18 protein-coding genes are annotated in these 18,739 nt (G+C 72.7%); 9 read left to right on the forward strand and 9 right to left on the reverse strand.

Going from position 1 to position 18,739, the window contains the following annotated elements:
* Nucleotides 1-58: 58 nt before the first annotated feature.
* On the forward strand, nucleotides 59-2,467 hold the full coding sequence (lon, locus tag ACGFML_RS03990; protein WP_393539676.1) for an endopeptidase La: 2,409 nt from the start codon (nucleotides 59-61) through the stop codon (nucleotides 2,465-2,467).
* A 69-nt stretch (nucleotides 2,468-2,536) separates the two neighbouring features.
* Here lon and ACGFML_RS03995 read toward each other — a convergent pair whose 3' ends face one another.
* Entirely contained in the window at nucleotides 2,537-3,412 is an 876-nt protein-coding gene (locus ACGFML_RS03995; RefSeq protein WP_393539678.1) for a lysozyme, read from the reverse strand.
* 308 nt (nucleotides 3,413-3,720) lie between these two features.
* On the opposite strand from ACGFML_RS03995, the gene ACGFML_RS04000 reads away from it, so the two are divergent.
* Complete coding sequence (locus ACGFML_RS04000; protein ID WP_393540402.1) at nucleotides 3,721-4,188, forward strand: MarR family winged helix-turn-helix transcriptional regulator; 468 nt, start codon at nucleotides 3,721-3,723, stop codon at nucleotides 4,186-4,188.
* 36 nt (nucleotides 4,189-4,224) lie between these two features.
* On the opposite strand, the gene ACGFML_RS04005 is transcribed toward ACGFML_RS04000, so the two are convergent.
* Nucleotides 4,225-5,070, reverse strand: a complete 846-nt coding sequence (locus ACGFML_RS04005) for a hypothetical protein (RefSeq protein WP_393539681.1) — start codon at nucleotides 5,068-5,070, stop codon at nucleotides 4,225-4,227.
* A gap of 483 nt (nucleotides 5,071-5,553) precedes the next feature.
* Between ACGFML_RS04005 and ACGFML_RS04010 the strand changes: the two genes are divergently transcribed.
* The 5 genes from ACGFML_RS04010 (at nucleotide 5,554) to ACGFML_RS04030 (ending at nucleotide 11,351) form a co-directional block, all read left to right on the forward strand.
* The gene (locus ACGFML_RS04010) at nucleotides 5,554-8,421 is read left to right on the forward strand and encodes a nitrate- and nitrite sensing domain-containing protein (protein ID WP_393539684.1); all 2,868 of its coding nucleotides are present in this window, start codon (nucleotides 5,554-5,556) and stop codon (nucleotides 8,419-8,421) included.
* Complete coding sequence (locus tag ACGFML_RS04015; protein ID WP_393539686.1) at nucleotides 8,418-8,906, forward strand: roadblock/LC7 domain-containing protein; 489 nt, start codon at nucleotides 8,418-8,420, stop codon at nucleotides 8,904-8,906. The genes ACGFML_RS04010 and ACGFML_RS04015 overlap by 4 nt, the downstream gene beginning before the upstream one ends.
* Nucleotides 8,907-8,979: 73 nt before the next feature.
* On the forward strand, nucleotides 8,980-9,387 hold the full coding sequence (locus tag ACGFML_RS04020; protein ID WP_393539689.1) for a DUF742 domain-containing protein: 408 nt from the start codon (nucleotides 8,980-8,982) through the stop codon (nucleotides 9,385-9,387).
* The gene (locus tag ACGFML_RS04025) at nucleotides 9,368-10,039 is read left to right on the forward strand and encodes an ATP/GTP-binding protein (RefSeq protein ID WP_393539691.1); all 672 of its coding nucleotides are present in this window, start codon (nucleotides 9,368-9,370) and stop codon (nucleotides 10,037-10,039) included. Before ACGFML_RS04020 ends, ACGFML_RS04025 begins: the two co-directional genes overlap by 20 nt.
* Nucleotides 10,040-10,097: 58 nt before the next feature.
* Nucleotides 10,098-11,351 (forward strand): styrene monooxygenase/indole monooxygenase family protein, encoded by a 1,254-nt coding sequence (locus tag ACGFML_RS04030; RefSeq protein WP_393539693.1) that lies wholly within the window; start codon nucleotides 10,098-10,100, stop codon nucleotides 11,349-11,351.
* Between the two features lie 69 nt (nucleotides 11,352-11,420).
* Here ACGFML_RS04030 and ACGFML_RS04035 read toward each other — a convergent pair whose 3' ends face one another.
* From ACGFML_RS04035 to ACGFML_RS04050, 4 genes are all read right to left on the reverse strand, one after another.
* Nucleotides 11,421-12,449 carry a coiled-coil domain-containing protein gene (locus ACGFML_RS04035; protein ID WP_393539695.1) on the reverse strand — a complete coding sequence of 343 codons (1,029 nt, stop codon included), beginning with the start codon at nucleotides 12,447-12,449 and terminating at the stop codon, nucleotides 11,421-11,423.
* A gap of 117 nt (nucleotides 12,450-12,566) precedes the next feature.
* The gene (locus ACGFML_RS04040) at nucleotides 12,567-12,845 is read right to left on the reverse strand and encodes a hypothetical protein (protein WP_393539697.1); all 279 of its coding nucleotides are present in this window, start codon (nucleotides 12,843-12,845) and stop codon (nucleotides 12,567-12,569) included.
* Nucleotides 12,846-12,881: 36 nt separating this feature from the next.
* Nucleotides 12,882-13,622 (reverse strand): TetR/AcrR family transcriptional regulator, encoded by a 741-nt coding sequence (locus ACGFML_RS04045; RefSeq protein ID WP_393539700.1) that lies wholly within the window; start codon nucleotides 13,620-13,622, stop codon nucleotides 12,882-12,884.
* Between the two features lie 72 nt (nucleotides 13,623-13,694).
* Entirely contained in the window at nucleotides 13,695-14,642 is a 948-nt protein-coding gene (locus tag ACGFML_RS04050; protein ID WP_393539701.1) for a diiron oxygenase, read from the reverse strand.
* A 257-nt stretch (nucleotides 14,643-14,899) separates the two neighbouring features.
* Between ACGFML_RS04050 and ACGFML_RS04055 the strand changes: the two genes are divergently transcribed.
* On the forward strand, nucleotides 14,900-16,006 hold the full coding sequence (locus ACGFML_RS04055; RefSeq protein WP_393539703.1) for a ferritin-like domain-containing protein: 1,107 nt from the start codon (nucleotides 14,900-14,902) through the stop codon (nucleotides 16,004-16,006).
* Between the two features lie 56 nt (nucleotides 16,007-16,062).
* Here the strand turns inward: ACGFML_RS04055 and ACGFML_RS04060 are convergent, their stop codons facing one another.
* A complete protein-coding gene (locus tag ACGFML_RS04060; protein ID WP_393539705.1) occupies nucleotides 16,063-16,374 on the reverse strand; it encodes a hypothetical protein in 312 nt (103 codons plus the stop codon).
* 115 nt (nucleotides 16,375-16,489) lie between these two features.
* Here ACGFML_RS04060 and ACGFML_RS04065 point away from each other — a divergent pair, with 115 nt between their 5' ends.
* Entirely contained in the window at nucleotides 16,490-17,386 is an 897-nt protein-coding gene (locus ACGFML_RS04065) for an ADP-ribosylglycohydrolase family protein (protein WP_393539706.1), read from the forward strand.
* On the opposite strand, the gene ACGFML_RS04070 is transcribed toward ACGFML_RS04065, so the two are convergent.
* Both ACGFML_RS04070 and ACGFML_RS04075 read right to left on the reverse strand, forming a co-directional pair.
* Nucleotides 17,383-18,204 carry an ABC transporter ATP-binding protein gene (locus ACGFML_RS04070; RefSeq protein WP_393539708.1) on the reverse strand — a complete coding sequence of 274 codons (822 nt, stop codon included), beginning with the start codon at nucleotides 18,202-18,204 and terminating at the stop codon, nucleotides 17,383-17,385. The genes ACGFML_RS04065 and ACGFML_RS04070 overlap by 4 nt on opposite strands.
* Nucleotides 18,205-18,275: 71 nt before the next feature.
* The gene (locus ACGFML_RS04075; RefSeq protein ID WP_393539710.1) at nucleotides 18,276-18,737 is read right to left on the reverse strand and encodes an HD domain-containing protein; all 462 of its coding nucleotides are present in this window, start codon (nucleotides 18,735-18,737) and stop codon (nucleotides 18,276-18,278) included.
* Nucleotides 18,738-18,739: the final 2 nt, after the last annotated feature.

The raw sequence follows: 18,739 nt of genomic DNA on the forward strand, positions 1-18,739 counted from the left end.
CTCCTGCCCCCGCTGCATTGAGTGGGTAAAGCTCAACTTGTTTGCCGAAGGGGAGATCATGGCAACGACGTCCACACCGCTCACTCTGCCCGTGCTGCCCCTCGATGACGAGGTCGTACTGCCCGGCATGGTGGTGCCCCTGGACCTGTCCGACGCGGAGGTCCGCGCCGCGGTGGAGGCGGCACAGGCCGCCGCCTCCTCGGGTAACAAGCCGCAGGTGCTGCTTGTGCCCCGGGTCGACGGGAACTACCCGGGAATCGGCACGCTCGGCCGGATCGAGCAGGTCGGGCGGCTGTCCGACGGCGACCCCGGCGCGCTGATCCGCGGGCTCGGCCGGGTGCGGATCGGCTCCGGCACAACCGGACCCGGCGCCGCGCTGTGGGTGGAGGGGACCACCGTCACCGAGGACGTGCCCTCCCCGCTGCCCGGCTCGGTCGGCGAGTTCGTCACCGAATACAAGGCGCTGGCCACCAGCTGGCTGCGCAAGCGCGGCGCCTGGCAGGTGGTGGACCGCGTCCAGGGCATCGACGAGGTCTCCGCGCTCGCCGACAACTCCGGCTATCTGCCGTTCCTGACGGTTGAACAGAAGGTGCGGCTGCTGGAGACCGTCGACCCGGTCGCCCGGCTGAAGGCCGCCACCGACATCCTGCGCGAGCATCTCGCCGAGCAGGATGTCGCCGAGTCCATCGCCAAGGACGTCCAGGAGGGCGTCGACAAGCAGCAGCGGGAGTTCCTGCTGCGCCGCCAGATGGAGGCGGTGCGCAAGGAGCTCGCCGAACTGAACGGCGACCCGGAGGACGAGGGCGACGACTACCGCGCCCGGGTGGAGGCCGCCGACCTGCCCGAGGACGTCCGCAAGGCCGCCCTCAAGGAGGTCGACAAGCTGGAGCGCTCCAGCGACCAGAGCCCCGAGGGTTCCTGGATCCGCACCTGGCTGGACACCGTCCTGGAACTGCCGTGGAACGAACGGACCGAGGACGCCTACGACATCGCCGGGGCCAAGGAGGTCCTGGACGCGGACCACGCCGGACTCCAGGACGTCAAGGAGCGGATCACCGAGTATCTGGCGGTGCGCAAGCGCCGGGCGGAGCGCGGGCTGGGGCTGGTCGGCGGACGGCGCGGCGGCGCGGTGCTGGCGCTGGTCGGGCCGCCCGGTGTCGGCAAGACCTCGCTCGGTGAGTCCGTCGCGCGGGCCATGGGCCGCAAGTTCGTCCGGGTCGCGCTCGGCGGTGTCCGGGACGAGGCGGAGATCCGCGGCCACCGGCGCACCTACGTCGGCGCGCTGCCCGGCCGGATCGTCCGGGCCGTCAAGGAGGCCGGGTCGATGAACCCGGTGGTGCTGCTCGACGAGATCGACAAGGTGGGCTCCGACTTCCGGGGCGACCCGGCGGCCGCCCTCCTGGAGGTCCTGGACCCGGCGCAGAACCACACCTTCCGCGACCACTACCTGGAGGTCGAACTGGACCTCAGCGACGTGGTCTTCCTGGCCACCGCCAACGTCCTGGAAGCCATTCCCGAGCCGCTGCTCGACCGGATGGAGCTGGTCCGGCTGGACGGCTACACCGAGGACGAGAAGGTCGTCATCGCCCGGGACCACCTGCTGCCGCGCCAGCTGGAGCGAGCCGGTCTGGAGCCCGGCGAGGTGACGCTGGCGGACGACGCGCTGCGCAGGCTGGCGGGCGAGTACACCCGCGAGGCCGGCGTACGGAACCTGGAGCGGTCGGTCGCCCGGCTGCTGCGCAAGGTCGCCGCCCAGCACGAACTGGGCGAGCGGGAGCTGCCGTTCACGGTGGGTGCGGACCAGCTGCGCCCGCTGATCGGGCGGCCGCACCACACCCCGGAGTCCGCCCAGGACCCGGCCGAGCGGCGCACAGCGGTGCCCGGCGTGGTCACCGGCCTCGCGGTCACCGGCGCGGGCGGCGACGTGCTCTATGTGGAGGCGTCACTGGCCGACCCGGAGACCGGTGGCTCCGGACTCCAGCTGACCGGCCAGCTCGGCGACGTCATGAAGGAGTCGGCGCACATCGCGCTCTCGTTCCTCCGTTCGCACGGTGCGGAGCTGGAGCTGCCGGTCGCCGACCTCAAGGAGCGCGGAGTGCATCTGCACGTACCGGCCGGTGCCGTCCCCAAGGACGGGCCGAGCGCGGGGGTGACGATGACGACCGCCCTGGCCTCGCTCCTGTCGGGCCGCCAGGTCCGGCCGGACGTGGCGATGACGGGTGAGGTGTCGCTGACCGGGCGGGTGCTGCCGATCGGCGGCGTCAAGCAGAAGCTGCTCGCCGCGCACCGGGCGGGGATCACCACGGTGGTCATCCCCCAGCGCAACGAGCCGGATCTGGACGACGTCCCGGCCGAGGTCCTCAAGGATCTGGAGGTGCACCCGGTCTCGGACGTGCGGCAGGTGTTGGCACTGGCGCTGGTCCCGGCGTCCAGCGGCGCGGAGCCCAAGGCCCCCGTCGTGGCCTGAGGGCGGCGCCCGCCGCCCGGCGGAGGCCGGCCCGTCCCTCCCACCGGGGACGGGCCGGCCTTGGCCCGCTCAGCCGTTGGCCAGGGCCTGGAGCCGGTCCATTGCGCCGTTGAAGCGGTTGTGGTCGCCGACCGTCGGGCCGCTGGAGGTGTACTGCCAGATGGTGTGGAAGCCCCAGCCGGCCGGGAGTTCGCCGACCGACGAGCCGTAGCGGGGGACCCACAGCGGGTGGACGGCACCGAAGGCCGTGGAGTTGCCGGTGCACTGCTGCCACCAACTGGTGGAGGTGTAGATGACGGCGTCCCGGCCGGTGCGCGCCTTGTAGGTCGCGAACCAGTCCTTCATCCAGTTGACCAGCCCGGCCGCGCTCAGGCCGTAGCAGGTCGCGCCGTAGGGGTTGTACTCCATGTCGAGCGCCCCGGGCAGCGTCTTGCCGTCCTTGGACCAGCCGCCGCCGTGGTCGACGAAGTAGTTGGCCTGGGCGGCGCCGCTGGAGGTGTCGGGGGTGGCGAAGTGGTAGGCGCCGCGGATCATGCCGGCGCTGTAGGCGCCGTTGTACTGCTGCGCGAAGTACGGGTTGGTGTAACTGGTGGACTCCGTCGCCTTGGTGTAGGCGAAGCGGACCCCGCTGGACCAGAGCGTCGACCAGGCGACGTTGCCGTTGTGGCTGCTGACGTCGACACCCTCGACGGACGCGGCCAGCGCGGGTGGTGACGGAGCCGTACCGGGCGCCGTCCCCTCGTGTTTGGCGATCTGGGAGCCGGCCCAGTCCTGGGCCGGATGGACGGGTTCCGGCGCATACCGGGGGGCCGCGGCACCCGCGGTGCCGACCGTGCCCGTCAGGAGCGAGAGGACCGCGACGAGGACCCCGGCCGCGGTGGCCAGGGACCGGGCGGGCCGGGAGGTGGGGGAGCGGTGGGGGGTGCTGGATCTGAGCACGGGCATACGTGCCTCCGTAGATCTCGAGGATCTCGGTGAGTGACCTGAGGGGGAAGGTCCGGGGACCTGAGGGGTCGGTGGGGGGTTGTGCGAGAGATACCCGACGGCAGGGCACGGATAACAACTTGGTGTGGCCATGCCATGAAAAACGATACGCGCGTAGACCGATGGGACAATAGAGGGTGACGGGGCTGCCGTTGGTCTAATCCTGCGAAATACTGGCCCAGCTGCGGCTTCGGCCGTCGGTGAAGGAAACTTTCAGGACGGGGAAAGCGGGAAAGGGCGCTGACGTGCACAACACCGGAGCCGACGGAATGCCGGCGGACGGCGAACAAACTGGTGTGGACCACGTCTTCCTCTCCCTGGAGAGGGAGTTGGCGGTGTTCCTCCGCCGCGCCCGCGCCTCGTCCGGTGAGCTGGCGCGCGAGGTCCACCCCGACCTGGAGCCGGCCGCCTACGGGCTGCTCGTCCGGCTGGCCGACGCGGGTGCGCAGCGTGCCACCGAACTCGCCGCCTACTTCGGGGTCGGCAAGGCCACCATGAGCCGCCAGCTGCACGCCCTGGAGAAGCTCGGCCTCGTCGCCCGCGAACCGGACCCCGCCGACGGACGGGCGGTCCTGGTGCGGATCACCGACGAGGGCCGGGAGCGCTTCACCCGCGTCCGCACCGCCCGCCGCGCCCGCTACGCCCGCCGGCTCGCCTCCTGGGAGCGCCCCGAGGTCGCCGAACTGGCCCGACTCCTGAACCGCCTCAACGCGGAACAGGAGGGGGACGAGGGGTGACGCCCCGGGCCGGCCCCGCCCCCCGGGGCCGGCTTGTCACGGCGCCACAAAGATCACCGAGGCATCGTCCCGTGCCTTGCCCCTCGGATACGCCGCGCCCTGCGGATCCGCCGCCTCCGCCGCCCGGACCCGGTCGATCAGCGCCTGCGGCCCCTGCCCGGACACCAGCGCCGCGCACTGCGCCCAGGATCCCTCGCGGAACACCTCGACCCAGCGGCCCGCCCCGTCGCTCAGCGCCGTCAGCGAACGGACCTCGGGGCGCGGCGTACTCCCCGTCACCGCCCGGGCGGCCACGGCCGGATCGGCGGCCGCGGTGAAGAAGCCGCCCTCGGCGTTGCGCAGCGCCTCCACCGCCCGGCCGTACTCCCGGCCGGCGGCGGCGCGTTCGACCGACCCGCGGGGCAGCGACCGTACGGCGTCCCGCTGGGCGCGGACGACCGGGGGCAGTTCGTCCAGCCGGGCGTCCAGTACCGGATGTACCGATCCGTCCGGGTGCTCCAGGAGCAGTACGGAATCGGACAGCACCAGATGCTCGACGGTCGCCCCTGACCACCGTGCGGCGACGACAGTTGCCTGTGGAGTGCGCGCGTGAGAAAGGTCACAGGTGCCTCGGTGGGCGTCGGCCGTCCGGGAGATGGCCGCGGCGAGGGCCTCAGCGAGCGTCATATCCCGGTGTGAAACAGACAGTTCGAGCATTGCGCCCCCGAGTCGCGCGGTGAACCACGCCACCGGGTGGACGCAGCCGTAGTCCTCCTCCGGGGGCGTCACGCCGTCCAGCAGGACCAGCGCCCCGCCCTGGCCGGCGGCGGGCAGGGCGACCGACGCGTGGTCCTCGTTTGGGCGTTGGGGATCGCCGGGCTCGGTGGCGAGTTCGATGCGCATGCCGAAAGTCTGCCGGAGGGGCGGAGCGGGGCGCGCGGGCCGGGCCGGTGCCCGGGTGGGCGGCAAAGCGGCAGCTCAACGCCGCGGGGGGAGGCGCGGGCCGCGGGCCGGGCCGGGTGCGGGCGGGCATCTTTCCAGGGCCGGGTCGCATCTCCAAACCCGTCCCGGGGCCGGCCCCCGCCGCGCCCGTCCCGGCCGGTGGACGGAAGTTGATGGCCAAACAACGATTGATGTTCACTCCTTCAGGTGGCCGGGCAGGTGTTGCCGAGCCACTGCGCGGAGCCGGTGGAATGGTCGTTGCCCGGATCAATGGGGCAAGACCGGGACGATCGTCGCGCCGCGCAGAGCCGGGCTGTTTTCCCTTCGCGGAAGAGTGCGCTGCTGCGGTTTTCGCGCAGGTCCCCTCCACGGGCGGAGAGCGAGCCGGGTCGGCGCCGCCACACGGTGTGCGCAGGCGAGACAGGAATGCGAGCAGCGGTGCGGATGAAGCGGCTTCGAGGCGGCGCAGGGAAGCCGGGGTCACCGGCCGGTTCGGCTGCGGGCCCGGGCACGGGACCCGGCGCGGGCACGGCGGACGACACGGTCCGTACGGGACGGCGTCCCGCACGGGTACGCAATCGGCTCGTCGGGGCCGTCGCGGTGGTGGCCGCGGCCGTCCTCGGAGCCGGCGCCCCCGCCGTCGCCACGGCGGCCGACGACGCCCAGAGCTCCCAGCGGCTGGTCGACCTGGCCGACTTGAACGCGCGCGCCATCGGGCTCGCGCACTCCCTCGCCGACGAGCGCGACGCGATGACCGCGTACGTGGCCGCCGGCCGCGGCACCGGCACGGTCAACCGCACCGGCGCCCGGCCGAACGTCCGGGCCGGCGCCCCCGCCCCGGAGACGGCCGCCCAGCGCAGCCGGGTGGACCGGCAGATCAAGGAGCTGCGCCAGGAGGCCGGCGACACCGCCGCGGACACCGAGGCGTTCGCCGCCGCCGACAAGCTCCTGGGCGGGCTCCAGCAGACCCGCCGTCAGGCGCTGACCGGCCCCGGCACCCCCGAGGAGACCTACGCCACGTACACCGAGGCCGTCCAGGCGCTCGGCGCGATCAGCGACGACATCGCCCGCGGGCTGCCCGCCCGCGCGGACGCCGCGGACGCCGGCACCCGCGCGCTGCCCACCCTCGGCCGCGCCGTCGACCAGGCCGCCGGCACCCGCGGCCTGCTGCTGGCCGCGCTGGGCGCGGGCGGGGCGCAGCCCCGGCTGACCGCCGCCGCGCAGGTGGCGCATCTGCGCGAACAGAGCGCCCTGGGCGACTTCGCGCAGCTGGCCGGCGACGGCGCCCGCGAGCGCTACGACCGCACCGTCACCGGCGGCGACGTCACCACCGCCGAGCGGTATCTGACCCGGCTCACCGACCAGCCCCGCCTGGACGCCGCCGACCTGCGGCTCAACCGCGCGCGGGTGCAGTCCACGCTCACCACCCGGGTCGGGCTGATGCGCGGCGTCGAGTCCGCGACGGCCACGGCCGACATCCAGCGGCTCGGCGCGCTGCGCGACGACGACGTGACGGCGCTGGAGATCCGTATCGGTCTGGAGGGGCTCTGCCTGCTGCTGGCCGTCGGCGCCGGCGTCTGGGCCGCCCGCACCATGACCCAGCCGCTGGCCGCGCTGCGGATCGGCGCCAAGCGGGTCGCCGAGGACCCGGCCCACGAGGATCCCATCGGCTACACGGGACGCAACGACGAGTTCGCCGCCGCCGTACGTTCCGTCAACACGCTGCACGCCCGGGTCGGCGAACTGGCGAGGAAGAACGAGGAGTGGACGGGTGAGCGCAAGCGGCTGATCAGCGGCCGGCAGCGGCTGGTCGCCGAGCGCGAGGTGTTCCAGGAGCAGGCCGCGGAACTCCACACGGAGATCGCCGACCTCAACGAGCGGTTGGCCGCCCTGCGCTCCGGCGTGCACGGCCGGTTCGTCAGCCTCTCGCTGCGCACCCTGGGCCTGGTCGAACGCCAGCTGGGGGTCATCGAGTCGATGGAGGAGGGCGAACAGGACCCGGACCGGCTGCAGACCCTCTTCAAGCTGGACCACTTCGCCGCGCGGATGCGCCGCAACAGCGAGAACCTCCTGGTCCTGGCCGGCGCCGAACAGCACGGCAACAGCCACCCGGGCCCGGTGCCGCTGTTGGACGTGCTGCGCGCCGCCATCAGCGAGATCGAGCGCTACGAGCGGGTGCTCGTCCAGTCGCTGCCGCCGCACTCCCAGGTCGCCGGGTTCGCCGCGGACGACCTCAGCCACCTGGTCGCCGAACTCCTGGAGAACGCCACGGCGTTCTCGCCCCCCAACGCCCATGTCGAGCTGTCCGGCTGGCTGCTGGAGAGCGGTGAGGTCATGCTCTCCGTCCAGGACGAGGGCATAGGGATGACCGCGGACCGGATGGCGGAGCTCAACGAACGGCTCTCCGACGTCGATGCCGCCTCGTCCTCCGAGACCATCGACGAGGCGCTGGGGCTCGGCCTGTACGTGGTGGTGCGGCTGGCCGCCCGGCACGGCGTACGGGTCCAGCTGCGCGACCAGAAGCAGGGCGGCGTCGCCGCCGTCGTCGTCCTGCCCAAGTCGATCCTGCCCACCCGGCCGGCGCCGAACGGACCCGCGGCGCCGAGCGTGCCGCAGGACGCGGCGCACGCCCCGAGCCTGCCCGGCTCGGTCGCCGAGGCCAACTCCAACGCCCTGCCGGCACGGGCCGCCCGCAGTGTGCCCGCGACGCCGCCGGCCGCGGCCGGGGACGCGTCGGCCGACGCGGCGCCGGCCGACGAGACGGCCGACCCGCTGGTGGCCGCCGCCGAGCGGGCCGTCGAGGCGGTCGGCCGCGGCGAGGCCGCGGCCACCGAGCACACCCGGCCCGCGGAGGCACCGGCCGCCGCACCCGGTCCGGCCCGGCCGGCGGACGGCGCCGACGATCCGTACGCCGTCGGCCCGGACGAGCACACCGGCCCCGATGAGACCGGTACCGGGACCGCCGAGTCGGCGGCCGAGGGCGCCGCCGGTCGGGCCGCCGACGAGTCCGACGCACCCGCCTCCGCCGCCCCGCCCCTCGGGAAGCGGCGGACCGCCACCGGACTGCCCAAGCGCACGCCCAAGGTCGTGGCGCAGCAGCAGGCGCCCGCGACACCGCGCAAGAGCGGCGCCTCGACGGCCGACGCGCTGCGGCGCCGGCTCGGCGGCTTCCAGCAAGGTGCGCTGGAGGGCCGACGGGACGTCGAGGCCGAGATCGCGGAACGCACCGCGGAAACGCACATCCCACAGACGGATACCGATGGAGCGGGGGCCCCGGGCGAGAGCAATGTTGTCGAGGAGGCACGCGATTGAACGCGCAAGCGCCCACCGGTTGCGGACGCGGACTGAGCAGCCAGGCCAGAAACCTGCACTGGCTGCTGACCAACCTGGTCGACGAGGTGCCGGGCATCCGCTCGGTCGCGGTCGTCTCCTCCGACGGACTGCTGCTGCTGTCCTCCGACCCCGGGGCGGCGGACGCGTCCGGGCCGGACACGGACGGCCCCAAGGGGTCCAGTGCGGACCTGGCCACCATCGTGTCCGGGATCGGCAGCCTCACCAACGGTGCGGCCAAGCTGATGGACGGCGGCGGCGTCAAGCAGACGATGGTCGCGATGGACGAGGGCAGTCTGTTCGTCATGTCGATCAGCGACGGCTCGCTGCTCGGCGTGCATGCCGCCCCCGACTGCGACATGAGCGTCATCGCCTACCACATGGCACTCTTCGTCGGCCGGGCCGGCCATGTCCTGACCCCCGAACTCCGCACCGAACTGCGTCAGTCGATGGAGAGCGCCCAGTGAGTGAACGTAGCGAGCGAGCCGTTGAGAGGTGTGCGCCGAGCGCATGCGAAGCCGGGCGAAGCGAGGATTCGGCATGAGTGGCACTCCCAAACTTCCCGTGCGCGGTGCGGACAGGAAACCCGCGCGGGTGCGGCCGTACTCGCTCACCGGCGGCCGGACCCGGTTCGGCCATGTGCTGCTCGTCGAGACGTTCGTGGCCGCGCTGGAGGCACCCGAGGAGCGGCGCGAGCTGGCCTCGACACCCGGTCGCTGGGTCGAACGCGTGATGCCGGAGATGCGGGCCATCGTGGAGCTGTGCCGCCGGATGCGTTCCGTCGCGGAGATCTCCGCGCTGCTCAAGATGCCGCTGGGCGTGGTCCGCGTCCTGCTCAGCGACCTCGCCGACCAGGGAAAGATTCGCGTCTACGGCACCGGGCACGGCTCCGGCCGGCCCGACCGCGCGCTGCTCGAAAGGGTGCTGGGTGGACTTCACAGGCTCTGACACGATATCGGCCGGGTCGACGGCCGCCGGTTCCCCCGGACCGGCGGATCCGGTGGCCGCACCCGGCGACGCGGGGCTGCAGAGCTGGCAGACCGACCGTACGACCGCGCCGATCGCCACCAAGATCGTGGTGGCGGGCGGCTTCGGCGTCGGCAAGACCACCTTCGTCGGCTCGGTCTCGGAGATCACCCCGCTGCAGACCGAGGCGGTGATGACGCAGGCCAGCGAGGACACCGACGACCTGACGTCCACCCCGGAGAAGACCACGACCACGGTCGCGATGGACTTCGGGCGGATCACCCTCGACCGGGACCTGGTGCTCTACCTGTTCGGCACGCCCGGACAGCAGCGCTTCTGGTTCATGTGGGACGACCTGGTGCGCGGCGCGATCGGCGCGATCGTGATGGCCGACACCCGGCGGCTGGAGGACTGCTTCCCGGCGCTGGACTACTTCGAGAGCTGCGGTCTGCCGTACGTCGTGGCCGTCAACCACTTCGAGGGCACCGACTCCTACGCCGTGGACGACGTCCGCGAGGCGCTGACCGTGCCGGAGCACGTGCCCGTCGTGATCATGGACGCGCGCGAGCGGACCACCGTGGTCCAGTCCCTGCTGGCGCTGGTCGGCCACGCGCTGGAGACCAGTCCCGAGTAGGCCGCCGCGCCCACCGCCACACCTCCCCTCGACAGCAGTAGCAGAGAAGAGCACCGCCATGCGGAAGATACTCATCGTGGGAGCCGGCCAGTCCGGTCTCCAACTCGCCCTCGGGCTCCAGTCCCAGGGCTACGAGGTCACCCTCATGTCCAACCGCACCGCCGACGAGATCCGCTCCGGCCGGGTCATGTCCACGCAGTGCATGTTCGACACCGCGCTCCAGCACGAACGCGACCTGCAGATCAACTTCTGGGAGAACCAGGCCCCGCGCATCGAGGGCCTCGGCGTCTCCGTCGCCGCACCCGGGAGCCACGAGGCGCCCGAGGGCTCGCAGCGCGCCATCGACTGGGTCGGCAGGCTCGACGGCTACGCCCAGTCCGTCGACCAGCGGGTGAAGATGGCCGGCTGGCTGGAGACCTTCGCGCAGCGCGGCGGCCAGTTCGTCATCCACGGCGCCGCCGTCTCCGACCTGGACTTCTTCGCGAGCCGCTACGACCTGACGCTGGTCTCGGCCGGCAAGGGCGAGCTGGTGTCCATGTTCGGCCGGGACGCCTCCCGTTCGCCCTACGACGCCCCGCAGCGCGCGCTGGCCGTCGCCTACGTCCACGGCATGGGCCCGCGCCCCGAGCACCCCGATTTCGACGCGGTCCGCTGCAACCTCGTGCCCGGCGTCGGCGAGCTCTTCGTCATGCCGACCTACACCACCTCAGGTCGCGCCGACATCCTCTTCTGGGAGGGCATCCCCGGCGGCCCGCTGGACGTCTTCCAGTCCGTCAAGGACCCGGGCGAGCACCTGGCCACGACGCTGGAGCTGATGGAGAGGTTCCTGCCCTGGGAGTACGCGCGCTGCACGAAGGTCGAGCTGACCGACGCCAACGGCACGCTGGCCGGCCGCTACGCGCCGACGGTGCGCAACCCGATCGGCAGGCTGCCCTCGGGCGGGCTGGTCCTCGGCGTCGCGGACGTGGTCGTCGCCAACGACCCGATCACCGGCCAGGGCTCCAACTCGGCCGCCAAGTGCGCGGCGTCCTACCTCTCGTCCATCGTCGAGCGCGGTGACCGACCGTTCGACGCCGACTGGATGCAGGCCACCTTCGACCGCTACTGGAACACCGCCCGGCACGTCACCAAGTGGACCAACGCGATGCTGGCCCCGCCGCCGGAGCACGTGCTGAACGTCATCGGGGCGGCAGGAGCGCTCCAGCCCGTCGCGGACCGCTTCGCCAACGGCTTCGACGACCCGTCCGACTTCGAGAACTTCTTCTACGACCCGGACAAGGCGAACGCCTACCTGGCGTCGCTGGCGGGCTGACGACCGGCGCCCACCACCCTCCCGGCCGGCGGACTCCTCCTTATGGTCCGCCGGCCGGGTTCTTTGCGTTCAGGCCTCCGCCGGCAGGTCACGCCGCGCGCCGTCGGTTGCCTGAGCCTCCAGCCGCCCCAGTTCCGTGAGCTGCTGCGGGGAGAGCGAGGCGAGCAGCGCCTCGACCTCCTTGAGCTTGTGCGCCGACGTCTCCCGCAGCGCGCGCGCCCGGTCGGTGAGCGCCTGCTGTCTGTTCAGCGCGTCATGGGCCCTGGTGGCCAGCGTGTCGGCCCTCTTCTCGCCGGCGGTGAGCCGGGTCACGGCGGCGCGCTGGTCCCGGGCCGCCTCCCTGATCAAGTGCCGGGTGTCCATGGCCTGCTGGGGGTTCCTGGCCAGCAGCACCCGCAGATACGACGAGGCCGGCGACCTCGACCCCTGGTACTGGAGTCGCGCCAGCCGTCCCGCGTCGGCCCGCCCGCCGGCCAGCTGCGCGCGGGCCTGCGCCAGCTGCGAGCCCAGGCTGTCCGACTGCCGCTGCACGGCCCGGAGGTCGTCCTCCGTCGCGCGGTAGGCCCTGGTGGTCTCCTCGGACTGCCGGTAGAGGCTCTGCAACTGCTGGAGGAGGGCGACCGGGCTCTGCTCGCCGGCCGCAGAGGGGGCGGCCGAGGGGGCGGACGAGGAGCCCGCCGGGCCGGTGTCGGACGGCTCGTCGGTGCCGCCGGTGGTGGCAGTGGTGTCCGGCATGCCGTCCGGGCCGTCCGGGTCGTCCCCGTCCATGCCCTCGGTGACCCGGCCCAGCTCGCCTTCGCCGGTGTCCGGGATCCAGGTGTCCGACGTCCCGGTGTCCGTGGACCCGGGGGTCGGCCGGTCGTCCGGCGGGCGGACGCCCCGGGGGCCGGTGCCCGGCGGCCGGGGGTCGGAGGACCGGGTGCCCGACGGTCTGCCGTCGGACGGCTTGGTGTCCTCCCAGCCCGTGGACATCGACCCACCGGGCATCGACCCCGCGGGCACCGGGCTCGGGTCGGCGAGGACCGACGACGGCAGCGTCAGGGCCACCACCCCGATGAGCCCCAGGGTGCAGACCCAGGGCAGAATCCGTCGGGACACCGGTCCACCTCCGTCGTGAACGCCGAGCGCCCGAAGTGTTCGGGCGATTCGGATGTTGTCACGACAGTCATACATTTCGGACGAATGGGCGTCGGTGGCGTCGCCCGGTCCACCCGATCAGCCGCCGGAGCGGGACCGTCGGAACAGCCGGCGCAGCATGCCGCCGCCCCGCGCCGCCCCCTCGGGGTCGTAGGTGTACCGCCATCCGCGCGGCAGTCCGAGGCGTCCCACCCGGCCCGGGACCCGCCGGTAGACATGGACCGTGGGCGGCCGTCCGTCGTCGTTCGGCACCGGGATCTCGTAGCTCTTCGGCGGCTGGCCGGTCGCGCCGACCAGCACCGGCAGGACCCGGCCGTCCAGCGGCCCGCCGACGAAGGGGGTGTTCTCGCTTCTCACCCCCTCAGTGTCACACCACCGGCGGGGGGCGACGGGTCAGAGCAGGTGGGCGGCCTCGCCGACGACCGGCAGGATGCGGCGGGCGAGGTCGCCGACCGGGCCCTCGGCGGTCTCCAGCGCCAAGGCCGTCCGGGTGACCCGGGCGGTCTGCTCGTCCCGGGCCGCGGTCGCGGTCAGCAGCGCGACGAAGTGGTCGACGAGCCAGTCGCGCAGCTCGTCGAGGCCGGGCTGTTTGTCCTCGTCGAGCCAGATCAGCGAGGCGGCCTCGACGGCGGTGATCCACATCCGGACCGTCATCCGCAGCCGCAGGCCCGGCGCCGGCTCGCCCAGGTGCCGCAGGATCTGGTCCGCGGCGGCGCGGCGCACCTCGTCCACGATCGCGGTGGTGCGGGAGGTCTCCACCACGCTGCCGCCCTGGAGCAGGGCGCTGAACCCCGCGTCGTGCTCGTCGACGAACGCCAGGTAGCGGTCCAGGGCGTGGGACAGTCGCTGGGTGAGCGGGCCGGTCTCCGGTTCGGCGAAGCACCGCTCCAGTACGTCGGCGGCGCTGCGCAGCGCCGCCTCGTACAACTGCTGCTTGCCGCCCGGGAAGTAGCGGTAGACGAGCGGCCGCGAGACCTCGGCGGCGGTCGCGACGTCGTCGAGTGAGACGTCCTCGGGGGCGCGCTGCGCGAACAGGCCCAGTGCGGCGGCGAGCAGTTGACTGCGGCGCTGCTCGACACTCAGCCTGCGGTAGGCGGGTCGGGGTACTGCTGGGGCGGTGCCGCTGCCGTTCATGACCAGCAGCGTAACCGCCATGGATGCCGGGTCGTACAGGTGCTCGTGCCGTGCGGACGTCACACGGTCCCGTTACGCCAGCAGTCCCGAGCTGCGCCACAGTCGGCGTCCCAGGCCGCGCATGACGCCTATCTCGTCGAGGAAGTCGGTCAGTCGTCGGGCGCCGGACTGCATCACCTCGCGGCGGTGGCCGCTGGCCTTGACCTGGGCGACCGCCGCGCGCCGGTCGAGGCCGACGTTGGTGTAGACGTCGGGGTTGACGAAGGCGACGGAGAAGACCCGGGCCGCCTCGCCGGAGCTGATCCGGGTCAACTCCCGCTCCCAGCGCGGCGCGGTGACCATCTGGCGACGCAGCTCCTCGCGCGCGTAGCGCACGTGCCGGGCCTCCTCGACGACGTGGATCCGGGTCACCCCGCGCACGATGGTCTGCACCCGCTCGTCGGGGAACGTCAGCCGCTGCATCCAGTCCAGGATCTCTTCGCCGAGCAGGGTGCAGGCGAACGAACCGGGGGTGGTGGAGACCGTCTTGAGGACCCGGGCGAGGTTGTGGTTGAGCCGGGAGACCGGGTACGTGGGTGCGCCGCCGCGTTGGATCATGCGCGCGAACATCTTCGAGTGCCGGCACTCGTCGGCGATCTCGGTGAGCGCGTAGCGGACATGCGCGCTGGTCACCGGCTTGTCGTAGATGTGCCGGACGAGCAGCTGCATCAGGATGATCTCGAACCAGATACCCAACGAGGCGAGCGAGGCGGCCTCGTGCCGGGAGAGGTCCTGCTGCTGCTCCAGGGACATCTTCCGCCACAGCGGGGTGTCGTAGAGCGAGACGAGCTCCGGCGGCCAGAACCACTTGCCGTCGTCGAGGGGAGCGTCCCAGTCGAGTTCGGTGTCAGGGTCGAAGGAGTGCTTGGCGGAGGAGTCGAGCAGTCGCTCGGCGACCTGTTCCCGGTCCTTGAGGAGCCCGAGGGCGTCCCGCAGGACTTCGGTGTCCGTCACGGTCATGGCGGTTGGCGCGCTCGTCATTGCGGTGGCTACCTCACTCACGGAGTTACCGGCGGTCACGAAGGATCGCCTCTTATGAGACTGCGTGTCAGCAAGCCCGTCAATCCCCCGTGCACGACTTATTGACCCGTCGGTAAGAAACGTGTGAGCCTGCCAACGACTGCCCCCGGCCGGGCCTTTGGCCGGCGAGTGACGCATGTCGTGTCACCGCCCCGGCGAGTGGGCCGCCGACGGCCGTGGTGCGCGTGTGGCGAGTTTCATGAGCTGAGGAGGCGCCGGTGTCGACCCGCGATCTGTACGTTCAGGACCCAGGCGACCCCCTGTGGCAGGTGCCCGCCGCCGGCGCGGCCCGCTTCAGCTGGGAGTACGACGACGGCCGCGACCGGCTGCTCGCCCTCTACCAGAAGGGCAAGGACAAGCAGTGGGACGCCACGTCGCGCATCGACTGGGACCTGGAGGTCGACCCCAAGGACCCGCTCGGCACCCCCGATGAGTCGATGTCCCTGTACGGCACCAGGTACTGGGACAAGATGACGGAGAAGGACCGCGGCGATCTGCGTCAGCACTACACCTCCTGGCAGTTCAGCCAGTTCCTGCACGGCGAGCAGGGCGCGATGGTGTGCGCGGCGCGGATCGTGGAGTCCGTCCCGGACCTCGACGCGAAGTTCTACTCCGCCACCCAGACCATGGACGAGGCCCGGCACGCGGAGATCTACGGCCGCTTCCTCCAGGACAAGATAGGGATGCTCTACCCGGTCAACGACAACCTCCAGGCGCTGCTGGGCGACACCCTCAAGGACTCCCGGTGGGACATGCCCTATCTGGGCATGCAGGTGCTGATCGAGGGCCTGGCGCTGGCCGCCTTCGGCATGATCCGCGACACCACCACCAAGCCGCTGCCCAAGCAGATCCTCGCCTACGTCATGCAGGACGAGGCCCGCCACGTCGCCTTCGGGCGGATGGCGCTGCGCGACTACTACAAGCAGCTCACCGAGGCCGAACTGCGCGAGCGCGAGGACTTCGTCATCGAGGGCTGCTACCTGATGCGCGACCGGCTGCGCGGCCTGGAGGTGCTGGAGAACTTCGGCATCCCCCATCAGGAAGCCGCCGAGATCACCGAGCGCTCCGAATTCCTGCACCTGTTCCGCAAACTGCTCTTCAGCCGGATCGTGCCGTGCGTGAAGGACATCGGCCTGTGGGGCGAACGGCTGCAACGCGCCTATCTGGACATGGGCGTCTTCGAGATGGGCGACTCCAACCTGGACCTGCTGATGGCCCAGGACGAGGAGCTGGCCGAGCGCCTGGACGCGGAACGCTTCGCCGCCGAGGAGGCGGCCCGCACGGCCGAGGTGGCGGAGGCCATCGCGGAGGGGGCGGAGGGCTGACACCGCGGCGCGGGCACCGCCGGCCGGTGGTACCCGCGCCGTCCGGGCGCGACGCCTCAGTTCAGCTGCCGGAACAGCTCCCCGCAGACCAGCCGGCAGACCACCACGCCCGCCAGCGCCACACCGGCCCGGCGGAACCGGTCCTGCCAGTTCCGGACGACGACGAAGAGCCCCGCATACGTGCCGAGCAGAGTCAGCACCGGGATCCACCACAGCCCCGGATTCCTTCTCACCGCAGCCCAGAGGAAGACCCATGGGGCCCCCAGGCCAAGGATCACCATCGCCCGCTGGTAGAAGCGGATCTTCCAGTCCGGAAGCCCGTCCCGCGGCAAGGGGTCTGCCATGTCGGGGAGTTCTGGTCGGGTCACGCCGTTCCCTTCTCGTTGCCACCGGGCCCGGTCGTCGTACCCCGAGCCGTATGGGTGGTGAGTTCACCCGACTCCACGCCGGACGGGGCGGATCCTGCCATGGCAGGATCCCCGCATGGACGACCGACCACGAGCCGCCGCATACGCAAGTCTCGACGGGCTGGCCTTCGGCGACGCCTTCGGGGAGCGCTTCTTCGGGCTGTTCCGCCCGGAGGACGAGGCCCGCCGGCTGATTGCGGAGCGCCGTACGCCCCCCGATCCGCACTGGCACTGGACGGACGACACCGCCATGGCGCTCGGCCTGCTCGCCGGCCTGGAGGCGCACGGCGAGGTGCTGTCGCAGCCGCTGGCCGAGCGGTTCGCCGCCGACTACAAGGCCGACCCCGGCCGCGGCTACGGCGCCGGCATGCACGCCCTGCTGCCCCGCGTCGCCGCCACCCCCGGTGAGTGGGAGACGCTGGCGACCGCCCTCTTCGGCGGCGAGGGCAGCCTGGGCAACGGCGCCGCCATGCGGGTCGCCCCGCTCGGCGCCTGGTTCCACGACGACCTCGACCGCGCCGCCGAACAGGCCGGCCACTCCGCCCGGGTCACCCACGCCCACCCCGAGGGCGTCGCGGGGGCGGTGGCGGTGGCCGTGGCGGCCGCCCTCTCGGCCCGCGGCGAGACGCCGGCACTCGCCGCGGTCGCCGCCCGTACGCCCGACGGCCCGGTACGCGAGGGTCTGCTGCGGGCCGCCGCGCTGCCCCCGGGAACCGCCCCCGAACAGGCCGCCGGGATCCTGGGCAGCGGCCGCCGGATCCGCGCCGACGACACCGTCCCCTACGCCCTGTGGTGCGCCGCCGGACACCCGGAGGACCTGGCGGCCGCACTCTGGGCGACCGCCGCGGGCCTCGGCGACGTGGACACCACCTGCGCCATCACGGGCGGGGTGGTGGCGGCCCGTACCGGAACGGGCGCGTTGCCCGCGGAGTGGGCGCGGCGCCGCGAACCGCTTCCGCACGTGGGCGGTTAGCGCCTGCCCGACCGGGCCAGCCAGCGCCCCTCGTGGCGGGACACCTCGATCGGCCGGCCGAAGCACGCCGTCATCCGCTCCCCGGTGAGCACCTCGGTGACCGGGCCGCGCGCCTGCACCCGCCCGTCGCGCAGCAGCAGGGCGTGGCCGATGGCCGGGGACAGCTCCTCCAGGTGATGGGTGACCGTCACGGTCGCCAACTCCGGTCGCACCAGGGCCAGTCGGTGCAGTGCGTCGATCAGGTCCTCACGGGAGGGCAGGTCGAGCGCGTTGAACGGCTCGTCGAGCAGCAGCAGCCTGGGGTCGGACATCAGCGCGCGGGCGATCAGGATCCGGGCCCGCTGACCGCCCGAACACACCCCGTACGGGCGGTCCGCGAGCTCCTTGCAGTCCAGTTCGGCGAGCAGCCGATGAGCGCGCTCGCGGGTCCGGGCGTCGTACTTGCGCCACAGCGGCTGCACGGTGCCGGTGGCGCCGGTCAGCACCACGGTGTGCCCGGTCGCGTCCTGCGGGACCTTCTGCGCGCCCCAGACCAGGCCGATGACCGCGCGCAGTTCGCGGACGTCCACCGAGCCGAGCCGGTGCCCGAGCACCTCCACGGTGCCGACGGTGGGGAACATCAGCGCGCCGACGAGCTTCAGGACGGTCGTCTTGCCCGCGCCGTTCGCACCGAGCAGCGCCCAGTGCTCCCCGGAGCGCACGGTCCAGTCGATGGCGTCGAGGATGACCTGGTCGGTGGTGTGGCGGCGGACGCCGACGCCGTCCAGCGCGGCGATCACGCGGTCGGATCGCGGGTCCGAAGGCTGCGGGAGAGTCATCGCCGCAGAGTAGCTGTGGGGGGCACCTTTCCGTGCCGGAGTCCGATGTGTGGACCCCCGCCCCCGGCGGCCTACGCCAGCCCCAACAGCGCCCGAACCCGGGCGTACTTGACCCGCAGCCGCTCCCGGGTCGCTGCGTCCAGCACGGCCAGCCGGGCCGGATCCGCGTTGTGCGCCAGATCGGACTCCTTGACCAGCAGGGCGCCGGGGGTGGCCAGGATGCGGGCGGTGTACTCCTCGACGGGCTCGCCCGCCCGCTTCGTGAGGGCCAGGACCATCGCCTTGGTCGCATCGGAGAGCGCCGCGCCCGCCAGCCACTGTCGGCTCAGCGCCGCGTCCTCCACGGAGTCGTGCAGCCACGCCGCCGCGATCTGCTCGTCGCTGCCGCCGCGCTCGCGTACCCCCGCCGCGACCGCGGCCAGGTGTTCCGCGTACGGGCGGCCCGCCTTGTCGGTCTGCCCGCGATGTGCGCGCCGGGCCAGCTCCTCGACCTCGGGAAGGGACAGCGGCGGGGCGGGCGGGGTGTCGGCCATAC

Origin of the sequence: Streptomyces sp. NPDC048650 (assembly GCF_043199095.1) — a bacterium.
GTDB lineage: Bacteria > Actinomycetota > Actinomycetes > Streptomycetales > Streptomycetaceae > Streptomyces.